General features: G+C 44.4%; 25 protein-coding genes. 7 read left to right on the forward strand and 18 right to left on the reverse strand.

From position 1 onward, the window contains the following. Positions 1 to 16: 16 nt before the first annotated feature. The 16 genes from V7K44_RS27170 to V7K44_RS27245 form a co-directional block, all read right to left on the reverse strand. The gene (locus tag V7K44_RS27170; protein ID WP_334936216.1) at positions 17 to 793 is read right to left on the reverse strand and encodes a sulfite exporter TauE/SafE family protein; all 777 of its coding nucleotides are present in this window, start codon (positions 791 to 793) and stop codon (positions 17 to 19) included. Beyond that, positions 793 to 1,446 carry an HAD family hydrolase gene (locus tag V7K44_RS27175; RefSeq protein WP_334936218.1) on the reverse strand — a complete coding sequence of 218 codons (654 nt, stop codon included), beginning with the start codon at positions 1,444 to 1,446 and terminating at the stop codon, positions 793 to 795. Before V7K44_RS27175 ends, V7K44_RS27170 begins: the two co-directional genes overlap by 1 nt. A 265-nt stretch (positions 1,447 to 1,711) precedes the next feature. Then, positions 1,712 to 2,674 carry a DMT family transporter gene (locus V7K44_RS27180; protein WP_334936220.1) on the reverse strand — a complete coding sequence of 321 codons (963 nt, stop codon included), beginning with the start codon at positions 2,672 to 2,674 and terminating at the stop codon, positions 1,712 to 1,714. Between the two features lie 147 nt (positions 2,675 to 2,821). Then, on the reverse strand, positions 2,822 to 4,201 hold the full coding sequence (locus V7K44_RS27185; RefSeq protein WP_334936222.1) for an LLM class flavin-dependent oxidoreductase: 1,380 nt from the start codon (positions 4,199 to 4,201) through the stop codon (positions 2,822 to 2,824). A 328-nt stretch (positions 4,202 to 4,529) separates the two neighbouring features. Next, positions 4,530 to 4,832, reverse strand: coding sequence for a hypothetical protein (locus tag V7K44_RS27190; protein ID WP_334936224.1), 303 nt, complete (start codon positions 4,830 to 4,832; stop codon positions 4,530 to 4,532). A 42-nt stretch (positions 4,833 to 4,874) separates the two neighbouring features. Beyond that, the gene (locus tag V7K44_RS27195; protein ID WP_334936226.1) at positions 4,875 to 5,000 is read right to left on the reverse strand and encodes a hypothetical protein; all 126 of its coding nucleotides are present in this window, start codon (positions 4,998 to 5,000) and stop codon (positions 4,875 to 4,877) included. 102 nt (positions 5,001 to 5,102) lie between these two features. Beyond that, the gene (locus tag V7K44_RS27200; RefSeq protein WP_334936228.1) at positions 5,103 to 6,017 is read right to left on the reverse strand and encodes a TauD/TfdA dioxygenase family protein; all 915 of its coding nucleotides are present in this window, start codon (positions 6,015 to 6,017) and stop codon (positions 5,103 to 5,105) included. A 75-nt stretch (positions 6,018 to 6,092) separates the two neighbouring features. Beyond that, positions 6,093 to 6,893, reverse strand: coding sequence for an SDR family oxidoreductase (locus tag V7K44_RS27205; protein WP_334936230.1), 801 nt, complete (start codon positions 6,891 to 6,893; stop codon positions 6,093 to 6,095). A gap of 29 nt (positions 6,894 to 6,922) precedes the next feature. Next, complete coding sequence (locus tag V7K44_RS27210) at positions 6,923 to 7,270, reverse strand: hypothetical protein (RefSeq protein ID WP_334936232.1); 348 nt, start codon at positions 7,268 to 7,270, stop codon at positions 6,923 to 6,925. 15 nt (positions 7,271 to 7,285) lie between these two features. Further along, positions 7,286 to 8,233, reverse strand: a complete 948-nt coding sequence (locus tag V7K44_RS27215) for a zinc-binding dehydrogenase (protein WP_334936234.1) — start codon at positions 8,231 to 8,233, stop codon at positions 7,286 to 7,288. A 359-nt stretch (positions 8,234 to 8,592) separates the two neighbouring features. Then, positions 8,593 to 8,739 (reverse strand): hypothetical protein, encoded by a 147-nt coding sequence (locus V7K44_RS27220; protein ID WP_334936236.1) that lies wholly within the window; start codon positions 8,737 to 8,739, stop codon positions 8,593 to 8,595. 68 nt (positions 8,740 to 8,807) lie between these two features. Further along, the gene (gene acsF / locus V7K44_RS27225; RefSeq protein ID WP_334936238.1) at positions 8,808 to 9,863 is read right to left on the reverse strand and encodes a magnesium-protoporphyrin IX monomethyl ester (oxidative) cyclase; all 1,056 of its coding nucleotides are present in this window, start codon (positions 9,861 to 9,863) and stop codon (positions 8,808 to 8,810) included. Positions 9,864 to 10,006: 143 nt separating this feature from the next. Further along, complete coding sequence (locus V7K44_RS27230) at positions 10,007 to 10,138, reverse strand: hypothetical protein (protein WP_334936240.1); 132 nt, start codon at positions 10,136 to 10,138, stop codon at positions 10,007 to 10,009. Between the two features lie 35 nt (positions 10,139 to 10,173). Continuing rightward, a complete protein-coding gene (locus tag V7K44_RS27235) occupies positions 10,174 to 11,925 on the reverse strand; it encodes an ABC transporter ATP-binding protein (RefSeq protein ID WP_334936242.1) in 1,752 nt (583 codons plus the stop codon). Between the two features lie 246 nt (positions 11,926 to 12,171). After that, complete coding sequence (locus tag V7K44_RS27240; RefSeq protein ID WP_334936245.1) at positions 12,172 to 12,822, reverse strand: hypothetical protein; 651 nt, start codon at positions 12,820 to 12,822, stop codon at positions 12,172 to 12,174. 10 nt (positions 12,823 to 12,832) lie between these two features. Next, complete coding sequence (locus V7K44_RS27245) at positions 12,833 to 13,000, reverse strand: hypothetical protein (RefSeq protein ID WP_334936247.1); 168 nt, start codon at positions 12,998 to 13,000, stop codon at positions 12,833 to 12,835. Positions 13,001 to 13,225: 225 nt separating this feature from the next. On the opposite strand from V7K44_RS27245, the gene galE reads away from it, so the two are divergent. After that, the gene (gene galE, locus V7K44_RS27250; RefSeq protein WP_334936249.1) at positions 13,226 to 14,224 is read left to right on the forward strand and encodes a UDP-glucose 4-epimerase GalE; all 999 of its coding nucleotides are present in this window, start codon (positions 13,226 to 13,228) and stop codon (positions 14,222 to 14,224) included. Positions 14,225 to 14,367: 143 nt separating this feature from the next. On the opposite strand, the gene V7K44_RS27255 is transcribed toward galE, so the two are convergent. Next, positions 14,368 to 15,066, reverse strand: coding sequence for a hypothetical protein (locus V7K44_RS27255; RefSeq protein ID WP_334936251.1), 699 nt, complete (start codon positions 15,064 to 15,066; stop codon positions 14,368 to 14,370). Further along, positions 15,041 to 16,312: an urease accessory protein UreH domain-containing protein gene (locus tag V7K44_RS27260; protein ID WP_334936252.1), complete on the reverse strand. Its 1,272-nt coding sequence runs from the start codon at positions 16,310 to 16,312 to the stop codon at positions 15,041 to 15,043. Before V7K44_RS27260 ends, V7K44_RS27255 begins: the two co-directional genes overlap by 26 nt. A gap of 313 nt (positions 16,313 to 16,625) precedes the next feature. On the opposite strand from V7K44_RS27260, the gene V7K44_RS27265 reads away from it, so the two are divergent. The 6 genes from V7K44_RS27265 to V7K44_RS27290 all read left to right on the forward strand — a co-directional run bounded on the left by V7K44_RS27265 (position 16,626) and on the right by V7K44_RS27290 (position 24,986). Beyond that, the gene (locus V7K44_RS27265) at positions 16,626 to 17,948 is read left to right on the forward strand and encodes an ABC transporter substrate-binding protein (protein WP_334936254.1); all 1,323 of its coding nucleotides are present in this window, start codon (positions 16,626 to 16,628) and stop codon (positions 17,946 to 17,948) included. Positions 17,949 to 18,193: 245 nt separating this feature from the next. After that, positions 18,194 to 18,751: a hypothetical protein gene (locus tag V7K44_RS27270; RefSeq protein WP_334936256.1), complete on the forward strand. Its 558-nt coding sequence runs from the start codon at positions 18,194 to 18,196 to the stop codon at positions 18,749 to 18,751. A 496-nt stretch (positions 18,752 to 19,247) separates the two neighbouring features. After that, on the forward strand, positions 19,248 to 21,821 hold the full coding sequence (locus tag V7K44_RS27275) for a two-partner secretion domain-containing protein (protein WP_334936257.1): 2,574 nt from the start codon (positions 19,248 to 19,250) through the stop codon (positions 21,819 to 21,821). 190 nt (positions 21,822 to 22,011) lie between these two features. Then, on the forward strand, positions 22,012 to 22,923 hold the full coding sequence (locus tag V7K44_RS27280; RefSeq protein ID WP_334936259.1) for a carbohydrate ABC transporter permease: 912 nt from the start codon (positions 22,012 to 22,014) through the stop codon (positions 22,921 to 22,923). 3 nt (positions 22,924 to 22,926) lie between these two features. Continuing rightward, positions 22,927 to 23,811 (forward strand): carbohydrate ABC transporter permease, encoded by an 885-nt coding sequence (locus tag V7K44_RS27285; protein WP_334936261.1) that lies wholly within the window; start codon positions 22,927 to 22,929, stop codon positions 23,809 to 23,811. Positions 23,812 to 23,894: 83 nt separating this feature from the next. Beyond that, a complete protein-coding gene (locus V7K44_RS27290) occupies positions 23,895 to 24,986 on the forward strand; it encodes an ABC transporter ATP-binding protein (RefSeq protein WP_334936263.1) in 1,092 nt (363 codons plus the stop codon). Positions 24,987 to 25,523 lie beyond the last annotated feature (537 nt).

Below are 25,523 nucleotides of genomic sequence, written 5' to 3' on the forward strand. Positions count from 1 at the left end.
GAGTACTTCCCAGTTCTTAACCATGAATAAAAAAATAGGCAGTCATAGTAAAGGCAACAATCATGACAAATTTCCGAATTAAGTGCGGTTCAAGTTTACGAGCATAATGGGCGCTTAAGTAACCACCAAGAGAGCCACCGACTGCCATCAAAATAGCTTGATGCCAAGCAATTACACCTGCAAAAATAAATGGAACGATCGCAATACCATTGATACAACTCCCTAAAAATGTCTTGAAAGCATTCATTTTGTGAATACTTTTGATACCTAAAAACGTTAGAGCTGCCAGCATTAAAATCCCTATACCTGCGCCGAAGAAACCGCCATATATTGCGATCGCTAGTTGAGCCAGTACCAAATTAAACAACGGTACAGATTCCGGTGATGTATTCTGGTTTCGACGCTGCAACCATTTTTTGAACGGTTCGCCAAAGGTAAACACAACTGTTGCTAGCAGCAATAGATAGGGAATCAGCTTTTTAAAAATATCTGGCGATGTATACAACAAAGCTATGGAGCCAATCATGCCACCAACTAAACTGACGCCACATAAAAGTAAAAAATCTCGCCGCTCGATGCCCAAATCTTGACGATATGCTCCAGCACTGGCTAGAGCCGCCACCCAAATTGCAGTATTATTGGTGGCATTAGCTGCGATCGGGGGTACACCTGTAAAGATGAGAGTTGGAAACGTGATAAAGCTTCCACCACCAGCTACAGCATTTAAGCCACCTGCAATAAAAGCAGTACTAAAGAGAAGTAAGCTATGGAAAAGTGTTAAAGATGGTAGCATTATTTACGAATTATTAATTTGGGAATATCACTTGGAGAATGGGCAATCAAGTCAGCACCATGAGCTTTCAATTCCTCCTCAGTTCCATAGCCATAGGTGACACCAATTGAGGCGATTTGATGGCGCTTGGCTCCAATGATGTCATGTGAGCGATCGCCTACCATCACCACAGTAGATGGTAAAAGTTTTTCTGTTAATAAAATATGGTGAATTAAGTCACCTTTTATACTTCGAGTTCCATCAAGTTCACTACCATAAACACCGTCGAAAAGCAATGATAAGCCAAAATATTCAATAATTTGCGTAGCATAAATATATGGTTTAGAAGTCGCAACAAAAGTTTTATAACCATTAAAACGAATTGCTTTTAAAACTTCTGAAATTTGGGGATAAAGGGAGTTTTCAAATAATCCAATTGTGCCAAAGCGACGACGATACAGTGAAATCGCCTGTTCAATTATTGTGCCATCTAAAGTATTGAGTAACTGCGAAAAGCTATCTTTGAGTGGTGGGCCAATACACCAATGTAATTCATCAGCATTCGGTGGTTTGTAACCGAGTTCAGAGAGCGCATACTGAATGCAACCAGTGATGCCAGGTTTAGGATCTGTTAAAGTCCCGTCTAAATCAAAAAGGATAGCGGAGAAAGGCATATTTGATATTAATTCGTAATTCGCAATTTAGAAAGTCAATTTTTATCTATGTTGATAGGTCTGTATTTGTAGTTTTATTTGGGATAATTGGTATTACATAAAACGGTTATCGTTTGTATGCAATGCATTTTGACCTCTCTCCTACAAGGAGAGAGGCTTTGAATCTTGCTCCCCTTCCCTTGTAGGGAAGGGGCTGGGGGTTAGGTCTGTATTCGACTCAACCCAAAAGCGCTATAAAGTATTCTAAAATTACCCAATTCCCAATTCAACCCCTAATTTTGAGCGATTTCATAAAGCCTTCTGCACTAAGTAACGCGATCCCCAATGTGACAACACCAATCCCCACACTCTGAATCAGATTTAAAGTTTCGTTAATGGTTATCCATACAACTAACGCCGTCAATGCTGGACTGCTAGAGCCGATTATGGAGGCGGTAGATGCGCCAACCATCCGAATTCCCACATTGTTTAAAGTGTGTCCGAGAAAGCTGACAAGACCGGAAAATATGCTACCAATCCATAAGGGTGTCCAGTCAAGTTGAGCGCTTTTACCTGGCCAGAACACTAAGCTAATACCAGAAAGCAGTAGAGTGCAGGCAAAACTGATCCAGGTAAAGGGAATTGGATGGAATTTTTCTAAACATTTTTGAGCAATGATGCAATAAAAAGCGTAAACGATCCCAGCGCCAAAACTAGCGAAAATGCCGATCGCAATAGTATGACTGCTGTAGGTGGCAGAAGATTGGGGAATAGTGAGAGCGCTTCCTACCAGAATAATAGCCATTACTAGCCAACGGAACAATGTGGGGCGATCGCCAAAAAACCTCCAAGATAGCAGCGCTGTAAATACGGGATAGGTGAAGAAAAGGGTCAAAGCAATGCCTGTGGGAATCAAGCCAATAGCAATGTAGAGTGAGGCAATATACACAAACATCAGCACCCCACAGCCAAGAGCTTGGATTAGAACATCCCTGCGCTTGCGAGTTAACAAGTCTTGGAGTTCTGTCCAAGCAGATGGATATAGCTTAAATGATAGAGATGCCATGAGTGGAACCACCAGCAGCATTCGCATGAACATCAGCAAGAAGGAATTCTGCAAATCCGGTTTAACGTATCCACCGAGTAAAAATAAACCTAGTACGAGATGTTCTGAAAACAAAACTCGGACTGTAACGTTGTGAAACGTCAAAACAAAGGAGGATAGAAGAACCGTCAGGATGCCCAACACGATAAAAAGTTTCCTTAGAGACGACTTGATTGTATTGTTAAAACCATTGGAATAACAAACCAGATGAAGTTTGAGAAAATCAAAGCCGTCGCTTCAAAAGACGCGATAAATCGCCGTCTCTACAAGGAATTTATCTATCAATTATTACTATGCCAAGGAACCGGCGCTCACAGGTTCAGGAGCAGTTTTTGTGGTGAACTGGTTCACCGGACGGGGCAAACCAAGATTTTCGCGCAAAGTACTACCTTCATACTCAGTACGAAATATTCCTCGGCGTTGCAGTTCGGGAATTACCAAGTCTACGAATTCCTCTAAACCCCCCGGTAGCCAGGGCGGCATAATGTTAAATCCATCAGCCCCACCATTAACAAACCAATCTTCTAACTGATCGGCAATATGTTCTGGTGTTCCGAGAATCGTTCGATGTCCCCGCGCTCCTGCAATCCACAAATACAGTTGCCGGATTGTTAAATTCTCTCTGCGGGCAAGATCGGTGATGAGCTGCAAGCGGCTTTTGCCACCGTTGGTATCTGGCAGATCCGGCAGGGGCCCATCTAGGGGATATTTGGACAAATCATGGCCACCCACTAGCCCAGAAAGCAGCCCTAATCCTACCAGTGGATGGATCAACTCCTGAAGTTGCTCATATTTATCCTTAGCTTCCTGCTCAGTTTTACCAATTACCGGGAATACTCCTGGCATAATTTTGAGATGGTCAGGGGAACGTCCGTATTTAGCTAATCTCCCCTTGACGCTGGTGTAGAAGGCTTGAGCTTCTGCCAATGTCTGTTGTGCAGTGAAAATCGCCTCTGCCGTTTGGGCAGCTAAATCCTGTCCAGCCTCGGAAGATCCAGCTTGTACGATTACTGGATATCCCTGCGGTGGACGCGCCACATTGAGCGGGCCGCGTACCGAGAAATATTTGCCCTTGTGGTGCGGAACATGCAGCTTTTCTGCATCGAAGTAAATACCTGACTCCTTATTGTGGAGAAAAGCATCATCTTCCCAACTGTCCCAAAGTTTGGTGACAACATCCACAAATTCCCTCGCCCGTTCATAGCGTAGCGAGTGTTCAAGGTGGTTTTCTTGGCTGAAATTCTGCGCTGCGGCTTCAGCAGCAGAGGTTACAAGATTCCATCCGGCACGACCACCACTGAGATAATCTAGTGATGCAAACTTGCGGGCGAGATGATAAGGTTCATCATAAGTCGTTGATGATGTCGCCACCAACCCGATATTTTCTGTCACCGCAGACAGAGCCGACAATAAAGTTAAAGGTTCAAAGTGGACACTGAATTGTCCCGAACGGCTAAAAGCCTCAGCCCCTTGTCCTCTATCCCAGACAGCTAAACCATCTGCGAGGAAAAGCATATCAAATTTACCCCGTTCAGCCGTTTGTGCCAGCTGCTTATAATGTTGGAAGTTCAGACCTCCATCAGCCGGGGTGTTGGGATGCCGCCATGCTGCAACATGATGACCGCTACCGGGTAAAAATGCTCCGAGTTTAAGTTGTTTTTTTGTACTCATGTTTGTATTTGCGAGAGCGTATTTATGCTTTTTTCGTTCTCTTGTTTGGAACAAGAAAATGTTAGTTATTAAGACTCTGGTTTTGTTGCTTGGATGGAGGATGTTTAGAGAATTCATCGTACCAATTAGCAAGTTTTGGATATTTTTGCCGCCATTGCAGATCGGGAAGACGGATCTTCTAATCCAAGTGCAGAGGCGAGGGTTATATGAGCAAGTTTTGGAGTTTGGTCGAGTTTATCTGATATCTTCTCGAAGTAGTCCAAAATTCTTAATGCTCACTCACGCTCAAACTTAATTGCCCCAGGAGACTGTTTACTGTGGGGAAGCCTTAACTCCCGCACCCAGACAGCAATGTTATTGCATCGGCTAACAATGGCATTGCATCAGCTAACAATGGCATTGCATCAGCTAACAATGGCATTGCATCGGCTAACAATGGCATTGCATCGGCTAACAATGGCATTGCATCGGCTAACAATGTCATTGCATCAGCTAACAATGGCATTGCATCGGCTAACAATGGCATTGCATCGGCTAACAATGTCATTGCATCAGCTAACAATGGCATTGCATCGGCTAACAATGTCATTGCATCGGCTAACAATGTCATTGCATCAGCTAACAATGGCATTGCATCGGCTTGTAAAAATTAACCTTACGTTACCTAGCAACTCTAAAATTTACCACTGGCAGTAATGCCTGTCACCGCTACTTGCAGAACACGAGAAGGCAGAGCCTCAGCACGCTCGATTAAAGTATCCGCTATTGTTTCCAAAACAGTAGCGCGTGTATCACCCATGCATCGCTCGTCTGCCCAAGTATGGAACTTGCTTTACTACCAATGAAACTTCTACTTCACAGAGATTGTCTAGCTGGTATTTTATTTTTACGCGAGTCCCTATTACGCAGTCACCGCCTCACGTCGGTTGTACTCAGAAGCATCTCCTTTAATAGCCTCACTTTGTTTACCATCGATGCCCACTGGGAGATCACCGACAATTGTGACTCGTTGAACGTGGCGGGGCTGGTCGCCGTAATCTGCGATCGCATAATGTTGAGTAGCCCGATTATCCCAAAAGGCTACGTCACCAACTTGCCAACGCCACCGGACTGTGTTTTCAGGACGTGTGATGTATGCTTGCAGCAGCCGCAGAATGTCATCTGATTCAGTTGTTGATAAGCCACGGAACTGGCGCACAAATCCGCCGATGAATAGCCCACGCTCCCCAGATTCGGGATGGATGCGTACAACTGGGTGCAGAGTCTCGTATACAGTCGAGGTGAAGACAGCCCGGTAAGCCTTGGCATCTTCAGGTAGATCAAATGCAGTGGCATAGTCGTATTTGTTGCTATGTACGGCCCAAAGTTGGTCTGCAAGATTACGCAAATAGATAGGTAAATCTTGGTACGCAGTGACTGAGTTTGCCCAGATTGTATCGCCACCAGTTGGGGGAATGTCAAGCGCTCGTAAGATAGAACCAAGAGGAGGACGGTCTACAAATGTCACATCGGTATGCCAGCTATTGGCGCGGGAAGTGGTGCGCCCATAATTCAGGTCTAAGACTTCTGGGTTTTCTGGCAGCGATGGTACGGTTGGGTGGGCTGTAGTGACTTCACCAAAACGACGAGCGAACGCTACTTGTCCATCAGCATCAAGCTTTTGCTGACCACGGAAAAAGATCACTTTGTATTTGACTAGAGTCTTGCGAATATCACTGATAATGTCATCGCTGAGGTTAGAACTCAGATTAACACCAATGATTTCAGCACCGATACGTCCTGCAACTGGTTTGATATCAAAGTATTGAGAACCCATGTTTTTATCTCCAAGAAGTTTATGTTTTTACAAAATGTAGAGACGCGATGAATCGCGTCTGATTCGTCGCGTCTGTTAAACACCAGGGGTAGATCCGCCATCAACAATAATCTCTGTTCCTGTAATTGATGCAGCAAGATCGGACACCAAAAATAGCGCCAGCGCGGCAATTTCTTCTGGCTGGGCGATTCTTTTTAAAGGAATACTTTGGATGTTTTGTGCCTTCACTTGCTCAACGGTGATGCCTTGCGCTTGGGCATTTTGCCGCGCTAAAGTCTCAGCACGCTCGGTAGCTGTAGCACCAGGGGAGATAGCGTTAATGCGAATCTTATACTCGGCTAGCTCTTTAGAAATGCCCTTTGTGAAGTTCAGCAAAGCTGCATTGCTTGTACCACCAGCTAGGAAGTTAGGGCGAGGTGTACGTCCTGCACCGCCGACTATATTGACAATCCGCCCATCACCGCGACTTTTTTGATGGGGAACGACGGCTCTAACTAAGCGAATATAGCCCAATAATTTTAAGTTCCAAGCATCCAAAAATAAATCATCAGTGGATTCTAGGAAAGACCCAGCACGGGCTGATCCGGCATTGTTAATCAAGATATCAATCTGATTAAACTGGGCTAATGTAGTTGAGACAACTTTCTCAATATCTTCTGCTTTCGTTAAATCAGCGCTGATGGCAATAACTTTAGCGCCTGGGGTAGGTAGGGACTGGATGGCAGCTACTGCATTTTCTAGTCTTTCTTGATTGCGGGCTGCGATCGCCACATTCACACCCTCACTATAAAGTGCTTTGGCGGTAGCTAATCCAATTCCCGCACTTCCTCCAGTAACGATCGCTGTTTTACCTGATAGTTTTAGTTCTAAACTCATACAAACTTACCCTCAAAAATGTAAGTAATTTAATTGCGGACCAATAAAATTGCTGATTGAGAGCCTGTATTGTGGATATTGAAAATGGCTTGATTTTCCTCAGAAGTACAGCCCAGAAGTATTTTGATTTCTGTATCCCGTTTTTCCAAGTCAACACTACAAATGATGGCGGTAACTTTTTTGCTAGACAAACTACCTATCCAGACATCAATATCGGCTCCATCTCCAGAGCGAGTGTTTTCCAAATATCCATAGTCCAACGGATAAACAAAGGATGGATAACGTGGATGTGATGTCCCTTTTGGGCGATCTATCTTGACATTACTAGCGGTTACAAGCCGATCTAGTTTGAACCAGAATTCAGTACTATCCCTCATAGCATCTGCGATCGCTCAATTGGAAATGTGCAACACAGCTTTGCCAGGAAAACGCCTATCCAGTAGTTGTTGGGCCACGTCAGCTATTTCTGTCCAAGAAGCTTCTAAATCAATGTGAGGATGTAACTCACCTGCTTCTACTAGACTCAAAAGCCGTTTTAAACCGACTGATGCTGATTCAAATCTCAATTCATCAAACAGACGTAAACCATACAGGCTGACGCTACCAGTCCCAAAAAATTGAGCCGCGTTGAATGTCACTTCAGATCCCCCAGATACTCCATACAGCACAGTTTTTCCATCCTGCGCCAGTAAGCCAAGAGCTACCCCCAAAGTCTTGCCACCTACTGACTCTACAATTAGATCGTAGGGGCCATACTCGCTGGCGGGTGAGAGGTCTTCGCCAATCACTACCGATTGCGCCCCTGCTTCTCTAACTAGAGTTTCATAGCCAGCTTGACGAATATGTGCCACAACTTGCGCTCCTGACAGTTGCGCCAATTGGATAGCGAAGTAACCAACGCCCCCTGATGCGCCTGTAACCAGAACTGTCCGACCCAAAAGCGAACCACCTTTTAACACCGCATGGTATGCAGTTAAACCCGCTACAGGCAGTGTGGCAGCTTGAGCAAAAGATACCGATGGCGGCACTACTGCTAAGGCGTCAGTAGGAACAGACACGAGTTCTGCCCAAGCACCGGCACGACGCAAGCCAACTACACGCGCCCCTTGGGGAGGCCCCGAACCATCGGCGGCGGGGATTTCCACTACACCTGCTAAGTCCCAACCAGGCTGCCAACCAGCTTCAGCAGTGGTTGAACGTTTTATCTCTCCCCGATTCAGGGAAATTGCCGCTACCCGCACTAGAGCTTCATCTGGGGCGGGCTTTGGTGCAGTCACTTCACTCAGTGCTAAACGCCCCGGCACATTGGGATCGACAATCACAGCACGTATTTTGCTCATAAGGTTGCCCTGGCTTAGAGATTAATTTCTAGTTCGTTGGTTCGCAATGTTATACCTGCAATAAATAATCTCGATAGATTAGCTATTTATTCTTAACTTCAAATCCTTGCAACTAGGTTAACGAAAATAAAAAAACAACGGTATCTTGATAAACTTAAAGTATTTTAGGGTTTGTAAAAAGAAAACTATCACAGACAGCCAGAAGAATCAAGCACCTTGTGAATAAATTCGCCATTGATACTTCTTGCACTGTAGTCAAACCAAGTGGCTTCCGTATCGTTCGGCGAATTTCTCCATGTCAGTCCAAACAGTGCAAACACGAAGATTATTAGCAGGTCTGCGTTATGGTGTTTTCGCCTCTATTTTTGAGTTTGAACCTCTACCTTTGCAGCCGATTCATCTCCACTTTGAGAAACTTTTTCTGGGCCGCACTGTACCGGAGTTACTCCTGTACCTTGAGTGAGTCCGTGTTTCGTGGTGGCGTCGTATGAGCGTAGAATTGACATCTGGTGAAATTAATTATGTATTATTCAGAACACATAATTAATTTCACCAGGAGATGTCTAATAAATATCTAACGAACCGTTCCCCGCAGGGCTTCAGTATCAATTGGTTTGATCAGATAAATTAACAGCAGATTCCAAACAATTGCTGCAATCAAAGGTAATTTGCGAATTAGCTTTACCAATTTCGGGTTATAACCGCCTTCAATCTCTGCAATTTTCAAGTTGTAACCTGCACAGCGTTGCAGACGTGGGAAAAACTTGGGATGTTCGGTATTCAACATCACAGGAAAAGCCCGTCCTGCGGTTTCATTGGTGTTGCGGACAACTTGGATATCAAATTCTGTGGCATCAAGTCCCAATGATTTGTAGAACCCAGAACGTTCATGAACTGTCAGGGTGTGAGTCGCAAATACTGATAGCAAGAAAAAGCGACTCCACAGCCTAGATTTCCAGGTGTTCCAAAGTTGCGGTTGAGAACGCAATAATGCCTTGAATATATCTCCGTGGCGGTTTTCGTCCTGACACCAGCTCTCAAAGTAGCGGAATATCGGGTAAAACTGGTTTTCCGGGTGCTTTTCTAGATGCCTGAAAATAATAATGTAACGCCAGTAGCCGATTTTTTCTGAGAGGTAGACGGTGTAAAGTACCCATTCAATCGGGAAAAATGTATAAGTGCGGGTTTTGGTAACAGTGCCTAAATCAAGAGAGAGTTTAAAATCGGCCATGGCTTTGTTGAGAAATCCAGCATGGCGGGCTTCATCACGTGCCATCATTTGAAATATTTCCGCTAGCACTGGACTGCGATTTTTTAGCTTACGGGATAATTCCTTGAATAGCAAGAAGCCGGAAAACTCAGAAATGCAAGAACGTTCCAAATACTCTATAAACGCCTGCCTTGCTTCACCGTCAATGTGTTCCCAAGACTGCTCAAACGCTTCATCGCGAACAAAATGGTGGCGGTTGTAGTCTGTCCGCATTTCTGTCAACATCGCCTGCAACTCCGTTTCCTGGGCAGACAAATCCAGTTTGGCTGCGGTTTCAAAATCTGTAGTGTAAAACCGGGGGGTGAGTACAGTTTCTTTGCTGGGGGTTTTGATTTCTGGCTTGGGTAGGGTGTTAACCATGAGTAATGAGGCGATCGAATCAATAGTTCTATAACTATAAAGTTATGACAAATGCAATTATTTTGCTAGACCTATTTACAATCCTTCAGTAAAGTCGGAATTTCTGAATTTTTCTTCAACGGGTCGCGCCCAGGATTCCCCAATTAGCAAAGCTTGAAGGTGAGTAATGGTCGCTCTGGGACTGGATATTGGGTACTGGGGAAGAAATTTTTGAATTGGTTGGGGTCTGAATCCCGATTCCAATCTTCCCAATCCCCAGTCCCTAACTCAATCATAATTCTTTCCTCCTGCCCCCTGCCCCCTGCCTCTTTCACCGCAGTAATTCTTCAACTTGATGCTGGCTCCACAAAGTTCTGTATAAACCCTGTTGTGGTAAAAGTTCTAAATGATTTCCGACCTGAACAATTTTTCCCTTTTCCATGACAAAAATTCGGTCAGCTGCCGCTGCTGCTGATAATTGGTGCGTGATAAAAATTACTGTTTTTCGTTCAGTACCACTGGAGAGATTTTTGAGGATTTGCGTAGCTGTTTGATTATCCACGCTAGAGAGAGCGTCATCCAAAATTAACACTGGAGCATTGACCAACATTGCTCGAGCTAAAGTAGTACGTTGCCGTTGACCGCCAGAAAGATTAATACCGCGTTCGCCAACAATAGTTTCATATTGCTGGGGAAAATTCTGAATTTCTGATTCAATTTGGGCAAGTTTCGCGACAGATTCTACCTGCTGTTGTTCGCTAACTGGATCGCCGTAGCGAATATTATTTTTGATTGTAGTGCTAAATAGAAAGCTATCTTGAGGAACGTAGGCGATCGCACCTCGTAAATCTGTCAAAGCGATCTTAGTAATATCCAGCCCATCTAAAAACAATTGTCCTGATTCAATATCCAACAAACGCGGTAAAGCATTGGCCAAAGTAGATTTTCCCGAACCAATTGCCCCAACAATCGCTACAGTTTCTCCAGGAGCAATGGTAAAGTTAACATTTGCTAAAGCTGGAGTAGTGGAACCAGGGTAATTGTAGGTGAGATTTTTCGCTGTCAGTTCGCCTTTGAGTTCAGCCACAGGCAGATGTATGGCATCGGCTGCATCTTTAATTTTTGGTGTGACAGAGAGAATAGCTTCAAGCCTATCGATACTAACTTCACCGCGTTGGTAGGCAGTAATTGTAAATCCTAAAAGGGCAGTGGGGAAAACTAGACGCTCTACATAAATTAACAATGCTAAAAAATCGCCAACCTGAAGCGTCCCAGCAGACATCCGTGCTGACCCTAGCCAGATGATTACCAGCGAACTGATATTAGCTAGTCCACCAATTAGCGGAAACAGTGTATTGCGGATTTTTGCCAATTCTAGGTTAGCAGTCAATAGCTGCTGATTTTTCTTGGCAAAAGCTCGACGCTCGTTTGCTTCTTGAGCATAGATTTTAATTAAGGCAATGCCACTAATATCTTCCTGGATGAGTTCGCTGATGTCAGAGAGTTGCTCTTGGACTGCTGCTTGTTGTTTGCGTAAGCGATCGCTAAATAAACTCACCAACAAGAGCATAAAAGGATACACTGCTAGGGCGGCTAGGGTAAGATCCACACTAATCGCTAGCATTACTGGCAGTGTCAGGGCGTAGGCAAACACCGTATTTGCCAAACTCAAGACCGCAAAACCTAATAACCGCTTGATATTGTCCACATCACTAGTAGCCCGGCTAATCAAATCGCCAGCAGTATTACTAGCAAAATAACCAGGTTCCAGCTTCAATAAGTGTTCAAAAATCCGTTGTTTCAGGTCAAATTCCACCTGACGCCCCACCCCAAATAGCCAAATGCGTGATGCCATCCGCATTAGCCACATCGCCGAACTGAGCAAGACAATCACTACTACGTAATGTAGTATTTGGTTCCAGCTGAAGGTTGTCGAGAGTTTGTCAACACCAGCACGAATCAACCAAGGGATATAAACACCCAATGCATTGACAGACAACAAAGCGAGAATACCCAAGGAGGCTTCCCGCCAATGGGGTCGTAGATAAGCACTGAGTTTAGCGATTCGTCGAGATTTTGCCATTAAAGCAATTGTGCAACTTTATCATCTAGATTAACTGCTAGTCCCAGAAGGCAGCTATGCAGAGGGAATATCGCTTGTGATAAATTCAGCTTTTTTTACCTTTTTTAACTGGATAGTTATGGCCGTTTGGTACTAGTAGTCCACCACAGCAACTTTAATGAAGAAATAAGTTCGTAGTCAGGACTTTAGCCCTTAAATTAAGCGCTCAAGCGCTCACTACGAACTCAGTGAAGTTCTCTTGCCTGATTACCGCTGAACACGCATGAACCTGTAAACTTCAAGGAGATAACTTTCCCAAGTTCTTGTTGTCAATTGCAACGTTTGTGCATCCGGTACAAAGTCTTCAAGTCGTAAACCGCGTGTGCGAATATCTTGAGGATTTCCTTGTAACAGGTACGGAGGCACTCTCAAATTATAAGAAAGAATGCTATCCCCCCTTACATCTGAGATGTTCGCTGTGGTGGGTTGCCCTAATGCCACCAGTGTCCCAGATGTTGGTGTAGCAGTTGCGACAGATGTTTCACCCGTCATTGCTAGTGGCGCTCTGTAAAGGAAATAGGCGACTGCTGGTGTACTTGCCAACAGCAAAATCGTCAGTGCCCAACCGATTAAGTATCCTCCTGGTTTGTCTATTCCACCTCCTTTGATTTTCTGAGCGGCAAGAATCATCAGTAAAACAGAGGCTCCTAGTGGCTTGAGTGGAAAAGATAGCACCCTCCACAACGACGCCACAGCAGGTTCGTTGGGGTTAAGAAATGATAGGGCTACGATTATCAAGATAACGACTAAGATTAATCGCCCGACAAAAGTTCCAGAGGGATAAAATCGCTGGAACAGAGAATAAACGATAGTGCCAATCAGCAGCCACAGCAGTACCCGGCTTAACAATAGAAACATAGACTAACTCTCAAATTTTCTGGTGCAGTGAGCCAGTGTGGTGGTGTTCGCGTAGCGTCTCCGTCAGGAGAGGCAGTCCGTTTCGATTGGGGTTGCCCCCAGAAAAGACTGCCATGCCGGGAAACCATGCATGAAACAACTGGCGACTTCTTACTGATAGCGACGTTAGAAGCGTCACCCGTAAGGCTCAACCTAGAGGTTTCGGGAAATGGATTTATTTTATTGTCAAATTGTAATCGTACTGTTTGACTTAAAATTTCTCAAACCTCACACCCAATGACTACCGTCGTAGTGATTTTAGTGCAATTTTTTGACACTGCGTCTATTATTTATAATTTTCCAGAAGAGTAATCTGGTACCGGTAAACTAAATTAATTAAGTAATCGACTCAAAAGGAAAAACTATGTCGCCTGGAAAGCCTACTATTCTGGTAACAGGGGGAGCTGGATATATTGGTTCCCATACAGTGCTTGCTTTGAAGAAAGCGGGTTATGGCGTTGTCATACTTGATAATCTGGTCTATGGACATCGCGATCTAGTAGAAAAGGTTTTACAGGTAGAACTAATAATTGGGGACACAAGCGATCGCGCCTTGCTGGATCATGTATTTAAAACCCACGATATTGCTGCGGTGATGCATTTTTCTGCTTATGCCTACGTAGGAGAATCGGTAAGCGATCCGGCCAAATATTACCGCAATAACGTCCTTGGTACTTTGACCCTGTTAGAAGCGATGCTGACAGCATCTGTAAAGAAATTTGTCTTTTCTTCTACCTGTGCCACCTATGGTGTGCCAGAATTCGTGCCCATTCCAGAAACCCATCCCCAAAATCCGATTAATCCCTATGGCGCTACAAAGCTGATGGTAGAAAGGATTCTCTCTGATTTTGATGTCGCTTACGGTTTCCAATCAGTACGTTTTCGCTACTTCAATGCTGCTGGTGCTAATCCCGATGGCTTACTGGGCGAGGATCACAACCCAGAAACCCATTTGATTCCCTTAGTGCTAATGACAGCTTTAGGCAAACGAGAATCCATTTCAATTTTCGGCACTGATTACCCCACGCCCGATGGTACGTGTATTCGCGATTATATTCACGTTAACGACTTAGCAGATGCCCATATTTTGGGCTTGGAATATTTATTAAAAGGTGGCGATAGCGAAGTTTTTAATTTGAGCAATGGCAGCGGTTTCTCCGTCAGAGAAGTCATTACCGCAGTCGAAGAGGTGACAGGAATTAGCATACCAGTAGAAGAACGCGATCGCCGTCCTGGCGATCCCCCAGTTCTCATTGGCACCAGCGAGAAAGCCAGAACAATCTTAGGCTGGCAACCTCAGTATCCATCCATCAAAGATATCGTCGCTGACGCGTGGCAGTGGCATCAGAAGCGACATAAGTAAAAGTTGGGAGTTGGGAGTTAGTAAATTTTAGATTTTAGATTTTAGATTTTAGATTTTTTCTTCAATCCAAAATCCAAAATTCAAAATCTAAAATAGTTAAGTCTTGAATTCATAACTCATAACTCCTCACTCCTAACTCCTAACTACTCCCCACCCCTCCTCATACTTTGCATGACGACAACTAAGATGCCGATAAATCCGAGAATTGGCAGTGCGATCGCCCAAGTTGGTAATTGTTGAGATTGACCTTCTACTAAATCACCATTGACATTTCGTAGGTTTTGTGTATTTTGTGTAGACCCGCCTCCTGCAACAGTCACTTCAAATTTGAATTCAAAGGGTTTGAATCTTGCCCCAGAGACAGGTTTTCCATTTAGTTGTAATTCATAAAGACCTGGTTTGGGAAAGACAACTTCTGCACCTGGAATGCCTTGATAACGTTCGGCTGCCACAGGTTGTAACTGTGGTTCTAACAGCGGTGGCTCTCCGGCTGCATAAGGTTCGGCATAAACAGCCAACTGACAATTACACTGTGACAGAGGAATTACCTTTCCACCTCTGCGGGTAAGTGCAAACCAGGCTTGGCTTGCTTCTCCAGCACGGGGATTATCGTTTGGTTCAATGTGGAGAGTGCCGCCAACATCTGAGGCTACTTCTACCTTATGAGCAAAAGCAGGGTAAAGATTAGTTATTGATATAACTAAGCAACTCAGGAATAATAAATACTTTATCGTTCCTTGATTTTTCCAGAAAATGCCTTTGAGGGGATAACGTCTCTGTTTTTGACTCGTTGGAATGGAGCCAGAAAATGATGATTTACCGCGATTTGGTTGGGGGAACATAAAACTTTTCTACGGCTAACTTTGACCAGAAAAAGCGCGATCGCACTAGCAAAACACTGAGAGTAACAATTACCATCAGTACTGCCGCTAATTTATTTCCCCAAGTTGATTGCAAGGAACCCAGGTAATGGGAACCAATCAACACAGTATGAATGGCACTCAAGAGCAAGGCTGGCACACCCAATAGATGAATCTGTCGCCAACGCTTGCCCAAAGATTTTTGCAACGATTCCCAACTTGTAAAAGCGGCGGGGGACATTAATACCAATGCTACAGCACCCGCAGCCATCCCCCACTGAAATTCTGGTGGCAGAAACGAAAAGGCGGCAAAATTCCATTGCAATGAGTGTTCTATCATGTGGACGGTGTGAACCACAGAAAGCACAAAAGATCCCACACCCAAGCCGCGACGATAACGCAGTGGTGAAGCCCACAAGCCACTAATCGGACGCGCAATTAACGCCAAAATTAAGCAGATTAAGGCGGCGTGTCCGGTGTAATCTACCATTGTGTCACCAGTCCGCAGCAAGGTGATGACGCCAATGGTGAGTGTCACCCAACCGCCTAATTGAAATAACTGACTGCGCCTGTCTTTACTTACTAAAGATGTGGAAACGCCTACACCTAGCATCGTGGGTAAAGTTCCCAAGCCAAAAGCCAGCATAGTAGCTGTACTCATCCATAAATTGCCAGTTTCAGCGGCTTTAATTTGGGCAGCATACAGGAAACCACAGGGCATTAAACCCCAAGTCATCCCCAAAAGCATTGGCGTCCACCATTTGGTTTTTAAGGAAAGTTTAACCATTCCGCTGCTGAGGCGATCGTGTAAACTACCTTGCAATAACGGATGTAATACGGGAATGCGCGGTAGTAAATCGGGTTTTACTTGTCCTAAGCCAAACCAAATCAACATCACACCAGTTAGAATTGCCATCCAGCGCCGGAAGTCGCTGCCAATACCCGCTAGCTGTCCACCTTGCAGCAATACCGAACCTAGCGCCCCAATGCCAGCACCGACTAGAGCATAGCTCAACATCCGCCCCAGGTTTAGCAGGATATGAAATTTTAATTGCTGTTGCCAAGTGTCGGGCTTTTCTAAGGTTGATGTCCGTCCCAAAGAGGCTGTTTGTGGAATTTTCGGCTGATGAGACAGAGAAAATGCCACTGTTAGAGGGCCACACATCCCAAAGCAGTGTCCAAAACTCCCCAGGAACCCCAGGACTGCGATCAGCAACAAATCTACCATAAACAAAGTTCCGAGTTCTGAGTTATGAGTCCTGAGTGTCCGAATAAAGATTTTGAAGAAGTAATAAGAAATTTTTTCTTTTCTTCTTACTTAGTACTCAAAACTCCTCTAGTGCGAAACTGTAAGTGAAGTTGCGATCGCTGTCAAAAGACAAAGCGTCAAACTTGATGTTTTCTCTATTGAAGAAAAATTCTGTTCGATAAATTAATTTTACTTATAATAAACCGTAAAAAAATAATACGAAATAATCTTTTTTGAGAGGTTTTATGTTTTTCTTTCCTAAGGATTACCACTAGCGATCGCTACATTGATAATGTTGTACCGAAAGCCAATAAACAAGTTGCAAAAATTTATCCAAAAACAAAGTTATTTACATATAGAGGTTTTCTTGGCAACCCTCTTGAGCATTATATTGTTCAGTTGGGTAGCACTTTCGCAGCAACCAGTTACCCTCAATCTGTTAATGACTGCCCCTGATGCCGAACCGTGGAGGCAGGGTTTAATTAGAGACTTCGAGGCTGAGAACCCAGGTATTCGCATTAACTTAGTTGAAGGGCCGAATGCCACAAATTTGCTCGAAGACCTGTACACCTCATCTTTTATCTTGGGTGAATCCCCTTATGACCTGATCAATATGGATGTCATCTGGACATCCAAGTTTGCTGCTGCGGGATGGTTGCTACCTTTAGGCGATCGCATTTCTAAAAAAGAGTTGGCAGCATTTTCACCCCAGGATGTAGAAGGCGGACGTTATCAAAACCAGCTGTACCGCATTCCAGTGCGTTCCGATGTGGGAATGCTCTATTATCGAGAAGATTTAATCAAACAAGCGGGATTGAAACCGCCTGAAACGTTTGATGATTTGATCCGAATTTCCCAAGTCTTGCAGAAAAAAAACCAGGTGAAGTGGGGCTATGTTTGGCAGGGTCGCCAATATGAAGGACTTGTGGCGATGTTTGCGGAAATCCTTGATGGCTTTGGTGGCTTCTGGGTTAAACCCGACACCCTCGAAGTTGGACTAGATCGACCAGAAACATTACGAGCCATTGAGTTTCTGCGTAGTACTATCAGGGAAGGCGTTTCTCCTCCTGGAGTCACAACCTATCAAGAAGAAGACACCCGGCGCTTGTTCCAAAGTGGTCAAGTAGCGTTTTTACGCAGTTGGCCATACGCGTGGCCTTTAGCCCAAGCAGAAAATTCGCCAATCCGAGGCAAAATAGCGATTAAACCGATGGTTCATGCTCCTGGTAAGACGGGAGCGGCTTGTCTAGGAGGCTGGGGTTTAGGGATTGCGAAATCTTCTCAACATCCTGAAGAAGCTTGGAAAGCAATTCAGTATTTTACCAGTCGGGAAGCACAGCGCCGATTCATTTTCAGTGCAGGTTATGTGCCCAGTCGGCGGGAACTGTTTACAGACCCAGGGATTGTTGCTAAATACCCCCACTATCCGCAGTTATTGGAGGTCGTAGACAATGCAGTTTTACGTCCGCCGATCGCACAATATGCTCAGACATCAGATATTTTACAGCGTTATCTCAGCGCCGCATTATCCGGTCGAATGAGTTCGGAACGAGCAATGCAAGCTGCTGCTGCGGAAACGCGCCGATTGCTGGGGGCAGGGAGCAGGGGAAAGTAAGTCAAAAGCTAAAAGTAAAAAGAAAAGAATTAAGACTTCATCAGTTCTATGCTTGCCCTTTAACTTTTGACTTTTAACCCATGAAAGGCAATGGATTCTCCAGTTTTTCGGTGCTCCTTGTCGAAAATATTATCTTCTTTCTTAACTAACCTGCGGAATGTAGGTTCTTAGCCAATTTCATCTGTAATGCCAATTGCTAATTAAGATCAACAGTAGATACACTCATTTATCCGGGAGTAACGAACGTGGAAATTATTCAAGGCACCCCTGGAAACGACTATTTAACTGCGACTCAAGGAAACAATCAAATAAATGGCTATGAAGGCAATGACACTCTAATAGGTGGGTCGGATAACGACTACTTAGTTGGAGGAGGAGGTAATGACATTCTCACTGGTGGTACTGGTAGAGATACCTTTGTCCTGAATTACTCAGGTGGCGGTATTGATACAATTACAGACTTCTCAGTTTATGACGATTTTCTTGAAATTATTCCCCCTTCTATCCCTTCTATCTCTCCTATTTTCACCATTACTAAATTTCCTAAGCATACAACTGATGCTTTAGGAGCAACAAGAGTTTCGAGTGAGAGTATGAGACTTACTGCTTTTATAACTAAACCTAAAGATGAACCTGATGAACCTAGTGCAATAGTTGGTCGGGGTATAAGATTTCCTAATTATTTAAGTTATAACGAAAACACTGGTGCTCTATATTATCTTAGTCAGCAGTTAGCTTGGCTACCTCCTAACCTTCACTTTGCTAACGATTTAAGCTCATCGTCATTCATTTTTTCAGAATGATTCCCTTGTAGTAAGCGGCTCTATCCCTGCTTTTATGCAACTTAAATGCTCATTAGTTTAGGACTTATGCAGTGACAGAAAAGCCAAAATAGCAGGTATGGTTTTCAAAGGTTTTAATTAGATTTTTCAATTACCTTTTTGCAATGCTTGTCTTGAAAAGTTCAGTTGCCTTTGGCGTTGCCGCAGGCATCAGCAAGAACTACAGCGAAAAGTTGGAGCGGAGGTTCTTGCTAGTTAATGCAAGCAATAAATGGTGATTTGCAAAAGGCTGAAACGACCATATTTAGGTTGATATACAGGATGATTCTTTGGTAAAGTGCGTAAGTCCTAAAATTTATCCAGTCACTACTGTCACAATAGCGGATTAGTAATCAAAAACCTAACCTTCCAGCAGAGTTACCTGGAGAGGGGTAGGGACAAAGGTTCGCACAAGCATTATTAAGGTGGTGTTCTATCTTGCAATGAAGTAACTTTCAAGGGTTAGGAGACAAGTTCTGTGAGTTTAAGAAACTGGTTTGGTCACGGTTGTGACTTAGAGTTATTGGGCTTGGTGATTCTAGTGGGTGCGATTGGAATACAAGGAGGCAGCACATCCGCTCAGGTGACTCCTGATTTCTCTGTGGGAACTTATGTAAAGCGAATCGACGACACAACCTTGGATATTACAGGGGGTACAACCGTTGGCAATACAAATTTATTCCATAGTTTCAGCAACTTTAGTGTTAAACCTGATGAGGTAGTCAGTTTCCGTAACGTCGGTACTATCAACAATATTTTGGTGCGAGTTACAGGAGGAAACCCCTCTGACATCCAAGGAATACTTCAAGCTGAAGGTAAAGCTAATCTCTTTTTAATAAATCCCAACGGCATCATATTTGGAGGAAATTCCCAATTAATTATTGGCGGTTCATTTATCGCAACAACAGCCAGTGCGATCCGGTTTCCAGGTGGTGGAGAATTTTCTATGACTTCACTCGTCAATCCGCTTAACCCCTTGCTGAAAGTGAATCCTTCTGCATTTCTATTCAATCAAATTCTATCTCAGCCTATTAAGTCGATTCAAGTCAATGAAGCAACTCTATTATCCGTTCCTGAGAGTCAGAGTTTAGTGCTATTGGGAGGCGATGTGAATTTAGAAGGAGCGAGACTGGTCGCTCCAGATGGTCGAGTCGAATTAGGAGGATTGGCAGGAGTAGGAACGGTAGGGTTGAACATTGATAACAACAATTTCCGCTTAAGTTTTCCTGATAGTGTAGCGCGAGCAGATGTATCTCTTACGAATCATGCAGCAGTAGATGCTAGTGGTGAAGGCGGTGGTGCTATCCAGGTACAAGGCAGGCGCGTTACACTCACCGATGGTTCATATATTGCGGTTGATACCCTAGTCTCAAAATCGGGAGGAGCATTAGTGGTGAACGCATCGGAGTCAGTAAAACTCTTGGGAGGAAGCAGGCTGTCGACTGAGACAACAAGCTCTGGAAATGCCGGAGAATTAAGGATTGAAACTGGGCGGTTGATTGTTCAAGATGGCTCGAAGGTTTCAGCTTCCACTTCTTTACAATCTACAGGAGGGGGAGGAACTTTGTCTGTCAACGCAAGGGACTCTATCCAACTCATTGGAACCTCGCCAGATAAACTTCCCAGTGGCTTGTTTACTGTAACACAAGGTGCTGGAAATGCCGGAGAATTGAAGATTGAAACTGGGCAGTTGATTATTCAAGATGGGGCGCAGGTTTCAGCTTCCACTTATAAAGAATCTACAGGAGGGGGAGGAACTTTGTCTGTCATTGCAAGGGACTCTATCCAACTCATTGGAACTTCGCCAGAAAACAATCCCAGTGGCTTGTTTACTGTAACACAAGGCGCTGGAAACGCCGGAGAATTGAAGATTGAAACTGGGCAGTTGATTGTTCAAGATGGAGCGCTGGTTTCAGCTTCCACTTTTCCACAATCTACAGGAGGGGGAGGAAAGTTGTCTGTCAATGCAAGGGACTCTATCCAACTCATTGGAACTTCGGCAATAGGTCAACCCAGTGGCTTATTTGTTGGGACTACAGCTGCTGGAGATGCCGGAAACTTAGAGATAGAAACTGGGCAATTGATCGTTCAAAATGGAGCAAGAATTTCAGCTTCCACTTCTGGTGAGTCTACTGGAAATGGGGGAAGCATCATAGTTAAGACTGAAGAATTAAATGTCTTAAAAGGTGACATAACTGTGAGCAGTCAAGGCACAAAAAAGGCAGGTGATTTGCAAATCACTGCTCGTTCTATCAAATTGGATAATCAAGGCAAGCTCATTGGGCAAGCTAACTCCGGTGATGGTGGCAATATTACGCTGAACTTACGAGACTTATTACTACTAAGCGGCAACAGCCAGATATCTGCTACCGCAGGCACTAATCAACAGGGTGGAAATGGCGGTAATATCACCATCAATGCCCTTGACGGGTTCATAGTCGCCAAACCAAATGAAAACAGTGACATCACCGCCAATGCCTACAATGGTAAAGGGGGAACAGTCACAATCAAGGCTACTAAAATTTTTGGAATTGCGTCACTAACTAGCGAAGACCTTAAAAAGTTGCGCCCTACTGATTCAGACCCGCTTAAACTTCAGACAAATGATATTACGGCAATTTCTCAAATAAGACCTAATTTAAGCGGCATTGTAGAAATCAACACGCTTGATATTGACCCCTATCGAGGATTATTAATTAACTTACCAGCCGTACCAGTTGATACTAAAGTGTCGCAAGTCTGTCAACCGGGCACGGCACAAAATAAAAGCAGTTTTACAATCACTGGACGTGGCGGTTTACCCCGCAATCCCTATAACCTTCTTTCTCCTAATGCAGTTCTGGCAGATTGGGTAACTCTCGACCCAAGGGGTGAAAACCCCGTTAGTACAGATGTTTCTACTCAGGCAACTAACCCGACACCAGCGCCGATTGTGGAAGCGCAAGGGTGGGTGAGAAATGCAAAAGGAGAGATTGTACTAACGGCTTATGCGCCTACAACCACGCTTCATAATTCGTGGCAGAAACCAGCTAATTGCCGTAGCGATTTTTAGATCGCCTGTCAGAGATATTATTTACTATGTTGAGCTAACCTGCGGAATGTCGGTTTTAACTTCATCTTGGGAGCAAGGGGAGCAGAGGGAGAAGAATTAATAGCCAGTTCCCAGTGACAAATGACAAAGCGCAAAGTCTGAGGGGAGGAAACCTCCGATCTGAACTTTGTTAAGAGGGGATAAATGACCGATGACAAATTTACATACACTCAGAAATCGAGAACAACAGACAGCCTGGATTTTATTAACACCAGCATTGCTGCTGTTGTTGTTTGTATTTGCCTACCCGATTTTACGAGCATTTTGGTTAAGCGTATTTACTAAAAATCTGGGAACAGAGCTACAACCTGTATTCTCTGGTTTAGAAAATTATGCGCGGATGGCGGGGGATGGCCGTTTTTGGCAGAGTTTGTGGGTGACAACCGTATTCACAACAGCATCAGTAATCTCAGAACTACTGCTAGGACTAGGGATTGCTTTAGTTCTCAATCAGGCGTTTTTTGGGCGGGGTATAGTGCGTACAACTGCAATTATCCCTTGGGCTTTGCCTACTTCTCTGATTGGTCTGGCGTGGTCTTGGATTTTTAACGACCAGTTTGGGGTTGTGAATGATATTCTGCGGCGATTGGGGCTGATTGGGACTGGGATTAACTGGTTAGGAGATCCAACGCTGGCGACGATCGCAGTGGTTTTTGCTGATGTTTGGAAAACTACGCCGTTTATTAGTATCCTGTTGCTGGCTGGGTTGCAGTCGATATCAAAAGACCTCTATGAAGCTTACTCAGTTGATGGAGCAACTGCTTGGCAAAGTTTCCGCAATATTACCCTGCCATTACTGCTGCCGCAGATATTAATTGCAGTGCTATTTCGGTTTGCTCAAGCTTTCGGAATTTTTGACTTGATTGCTGTGATGACTGGGGGTGGTCCTGGTGGCGCTACGGAAGTGGTGTCATTGTACATTTACTCCACAGTGATGCGCTACTTAGATTTTGGTTATGGAGCAGCCCTGGTAGTAGTGACATTCTTAATATTAATTGCGGCGGTAGCGATCGCTAGTTTCTTACTTAACAAATATCGTGCCAAAACATCAGGAGCCATTTAACTTATGAGTGTAACTCCCCAAACAGTTCCAACGACTCCAAGACGAACAGGGGGAAGCAAGTTTTCTCTGAAAAAAATCTTGCTGTTCGTCATAGTTATATTAATAGTGCTATTTAGCCTGGCGCCAGCTCTATGGCAATTGCTGACCTCGTTTAAAGTGAATGAGGATATTGCCGCCGTTCCTACTGTCTATTTCCCCACACGATTCACTTTTAATCACTACATTGAGTTATTTACTCGTCGGCCATTTTGGCGCTACATCTTCAACAGCGCCTTTGTGTCGATTACTTCTACCGCTGTAGCTTTAGCGATCGGCGCACCTGCGGCTTATGCCCTCGCACGGTTACGCCCTTGGGGTGAAAAAGTTATCCTCGGCAGCATTTTAATTGTTACCTTATTTCCTGGAATTCTCTTGTTCTTAGGACTATTAGAAATTATCCAAGCGCTGAAATTGGGCAACAATTATCTGGCGCTGATTATACCCTATACTGCGATCAATTTGCCGCTAACAATTTTAGTACTTAAAAGCTTTTTTGAACAATTACCAAAAGACTTGGAAGATTCCGCTAGGGTCGATGGCTACAACACCTTTCAATTACTGTGGCAAATCGTGCTGCCCATGACCCTTCCCGCCTTAGTGACTACTGGAATCCTCACCTTTATTTTTGCTTGGAACGAGTTTATTTTTGCTCTCACGTTTATGACGCGTGAAGAGTTGAAGACAATTCCCGTCGCTGCGGCTCAGTTGGGTGGTGCGACAATATATGAAATTCCCTATGGCCCGATCGCTGCTGCAACTGTCATCGGAACATTACCCCTGATTTTACTAGTTTTGTTTTTCCAGCGCCGGATTGTCCAAGGTCTTACCGCTGGTGCTGTCAAGGGATAAGGGGAGGCAGGGGAGCAGGGGGAGCAGGGGAAGCAGAGGGGAGAATAATAATATTCTGACCAATGACAAATGACAAAAGAAAAATGGCTAAACTCGAACTTAAAAACTTGAATAAAACCTACAGTCCTAAAGTCGTGCCTGTCAAAGACGTTAGTTTAACTGTAGATAACCATGAGTTTCTCACTTTACTTGGCCCTTCTGGCTGTGGTAAATCCACCGTCCTACGGATGATTGCGGGTCTTGAAGAACCGACTCGCGGTCAGATCGAGATTGGGGAGGTGGATGTCACCTATAAACGAGCAAGCGATCGCAATATTGCAATGGTATTCCAAAGCTATGCACTCTATCCCCACATGACAGTGTACGAAAACCTCGCTTCTGGACTCAAGCTGAAAAAAGTCCCACCGACAGAAATTAAACAGCGAGTGGCAGAAGTGGCAGAAGTTTTAGGATTAGCAGAGTTAATGAACCGCAAGCCTGGACAAATGTCTGGAGGTCAACGGCAACGGGTTGCGGTAGGTCGTGCTTTGGTGCGTAATGCCGATGTGTACCTGTTGGATGAACCTTTAAGTAACCTGGATGCACTACTGCGGGAAAGAGTCCGAGCCGATATCAAGCAAATTTTTGCCGCCCAAAAAGTGCCAGTTGTTTACGTCACCCACGACCAAACCGAAGCGATGACGCTCTCTACGAAAGTTGCATTGCTTAACGATGGCTATGTCCAGCAACTTGACCCCCCTGACCGCATTTATAACCATCCAGCTAATCTATTTGTGGCTGGATTTGTTGGTAGTCCGCAAATGAATTTGCTGACTCTACCTTGTAAGGGAAAATACGCGCTGCTGGGTAATTTCCAAATACTTCTCCCAGATATACCAACAGTACCACCGCAGATTGTTCTGGGAATCCGCCCAGAAAATGTCCGCATTGCTCAACCGGGTGATACCCAGACTATCCAAGGGCGAGTGTTTTTAGTGGAAAATTTGGGTATGCACTATTTGGTAAGTGTCAAGGTTGAAGGTTCACAAACTGGAGCGATTACGGTACGGGCTTTGTTGCCAACAGACCAAAATTGGAGTAACGAGGATATTACACTAGCATTGCCCCCTGAAGATATTCACTGGTTTGATGTGCAATCTGGTCATGCTCTTGTTAAGAGACAAATGTTAGGTTAACGCAAGCAAGAGACGGGATGAATCGCCGTCTCTACAATAGACCTCTTGCATAAATAAAAAACAAAGAACCCCACCCCGCATTTGCTAACGCAAACGTTCTCCTCCCCGCAAGCCTACGGTGTATACACAAGTCTGAAGTTGTTCAAGAATCTGGGTTTTACTCCACCCTAACCACTGCTTGAATTCAATGAACGACCACCCGAATTCAATGAACGACCACCCGAATTCAATGAACGACCACCCGAATTCAATGAACGACCACCCGAATTCAATGAACGACCACCCGAATTCAATAAACGACCACCCGAATTCAATAAACGACCACCCGAATTCAATAAATGACCACCCGAATTCAATATATTTATTGCATAAATTCTCAAAACCTCACCTGAAAACTGATTTACTAAGGTTTTAGCTTTAGTTTTACCCCACCCTAACCATCACTGCGATTAAGTAGGTAATCTTTGGGATTTAAGAAGAAATTCGACTTGTGTGTACACGGTAGGCAAGCGGGGAGGGGTGTTAGGGACTTTTGCA

The sequence above is a fragment of the Nostoc sp. genome, from assembly GCF_036917235.1.
In the GTDB taxonomy this organism is placed as follows: Bacteria; Cyanobacteriota; Cyanobacteriia; order Cyanobacteriales; family Nostocaceae; genus Nostoc.

Bases quoted from the DNA above. Each gene is read 5' to 3' on its own strand.
- V7K44_RS27285 (WP_334936261.1), top strand. From the start codon at position 22,927: ATGAGTGTAACTCCCCAAACAGTTCCAACGACTCCAAGACGAACAGGG.
- V7K44_RS27195 (WP_334936226.1), bottom strand. From the start codon at position 5,000: ATGGGTGATACACGCGCTACTGTTTTGGAAACAATAGCGGATACTTTA.
- acsF (WP_334936238.1), bottom strand. From the start codon at position 9,863: ATGGTTAACACCCTACCCAAGCCAGAAATCAAAACCCCCAGCAAAGAA.
- V7K44_RS27220 (WP_334936236.1), bottom strand. From the start codon at position 8,739: ATGTCAATTCTACGCTCATACGACGCCACCACGAAACACGGACTCACT.
- V7K44_RS27210 (WP_334936232.1), bottom strand. From the start codon at position 7,270: ATGAGGGATAGTACTGAATTCTGGTTCAAACTAGATCGGCTTGTAACC.
- V7K44_RS27290 (WP_334936263.1), top strand. From the start codon at position 23,895: ATGGCTAAACTCGAACTTAAAAACTTGAATAAAACCTACAGTCCTAAA.
- V7K44_RS27175 (WP_334936218.1), bottom strand. From the start codon at position 1,446: ATGCCTTTCTCCGCTATCCTTTTTGATTTAGACGGGACTTTAACAGAT.
- V7K44_RS27185 (WP_334936222.1), bottom strand. From the start codon at position 4,201: ATGAGTACAAAAAAACAACTTAAACTCGGAGCATTTTTACCCGGTAGC.
- V7K44_RS27170 (WP_334936216.1), bottom strand. From the start codon at position 793: ATGCTACCATCTTTAACACTTTTCCATAGCTTACTTCTCTTTAGTACT.
- galE (WP_334936249.1), top strand. From the start codon at position 13,226: ATGTCGCCTGGAAAGCCTACTATTCTGGTAACAGGGGGAGCTGGATAT.
- V7K44_RS27205 (WP_334936230.1), bottom strand. From the start codon at position 6,893: ATGAGTTTAGAACTAAAACTATCAGGTAAAACAGCGATCGTTACTGGA.
- V7K44_RS27215 (WP_334936234.1), bottom strand. From the start codon at position 8,233: ATGAGCAAAATACGTGCTGTGATTGTCGATCCCAATGTGCCGGGGCGT.
- V7K44_RS27255 (WP_334936251.1), bottom strand. From the start codon at position 15,066: ATGTTCCCCCAACCAAATCGCGGTAAATCATCATTTTCTGGCTCCATT.
- V7K44_RS27240 (WP_334936245.1), bottom strand. From the start codon at position 12,822: ATGTTTCTATTGTTAAGCCGGGTACTGCTGTGGCTGCTGATTGGCACT.
- V7K44_RS27265 (WP_334936254.1), top strand. From the start codon at position 16,626: ATGTTGTACCGAAAGCCAATAAACAAGTTGCAAAAATTTATCCAAAAA.
- V7K44_RS27230 (WP_334936240.1), bottom strand. From the start codon at position 10,138: ATGATTGAGTTAGGGACTGGGGATTGGGAAGATTGGAATCGGGATTCA.
- V7K44_RS27260 (WP_334936252.1), bottom strand. From the start codon at position 16,312: ATGGTAGATTTGTTGCTGATCGCAGTCCTGGGGTTCCTGGGGAGTTTT.
- V7K44_RS27200 (WP_334936228.1), bottom strand. From the start codon at position 6,017: ATGGGTTCTCAATACTTTGATATCAAACCAGTTGCAGGACGTATCGGT.
- V7K44_RS27190 (WP_334936224.1), bottom strand. From the start codon at position 4,832: ATGCCATTGTTAGCTGATGCAATGACATTGTTAGCCGATGCAATGACA.
- V7K44_RS27280 (WP_334936259.1), top strand. From the start codon at position 22,012: ATGACAAATTTACATACACTCAGAAATCGAGAACAACAGACAGCCTGG.
- V7K44_RS27235 (WP_334936242.1), bottom strand. From the start codon at position 11,925: ATGGCAAAATCTCGACGAATCGCTAAACTCAGTGCTTATCTACGACCC.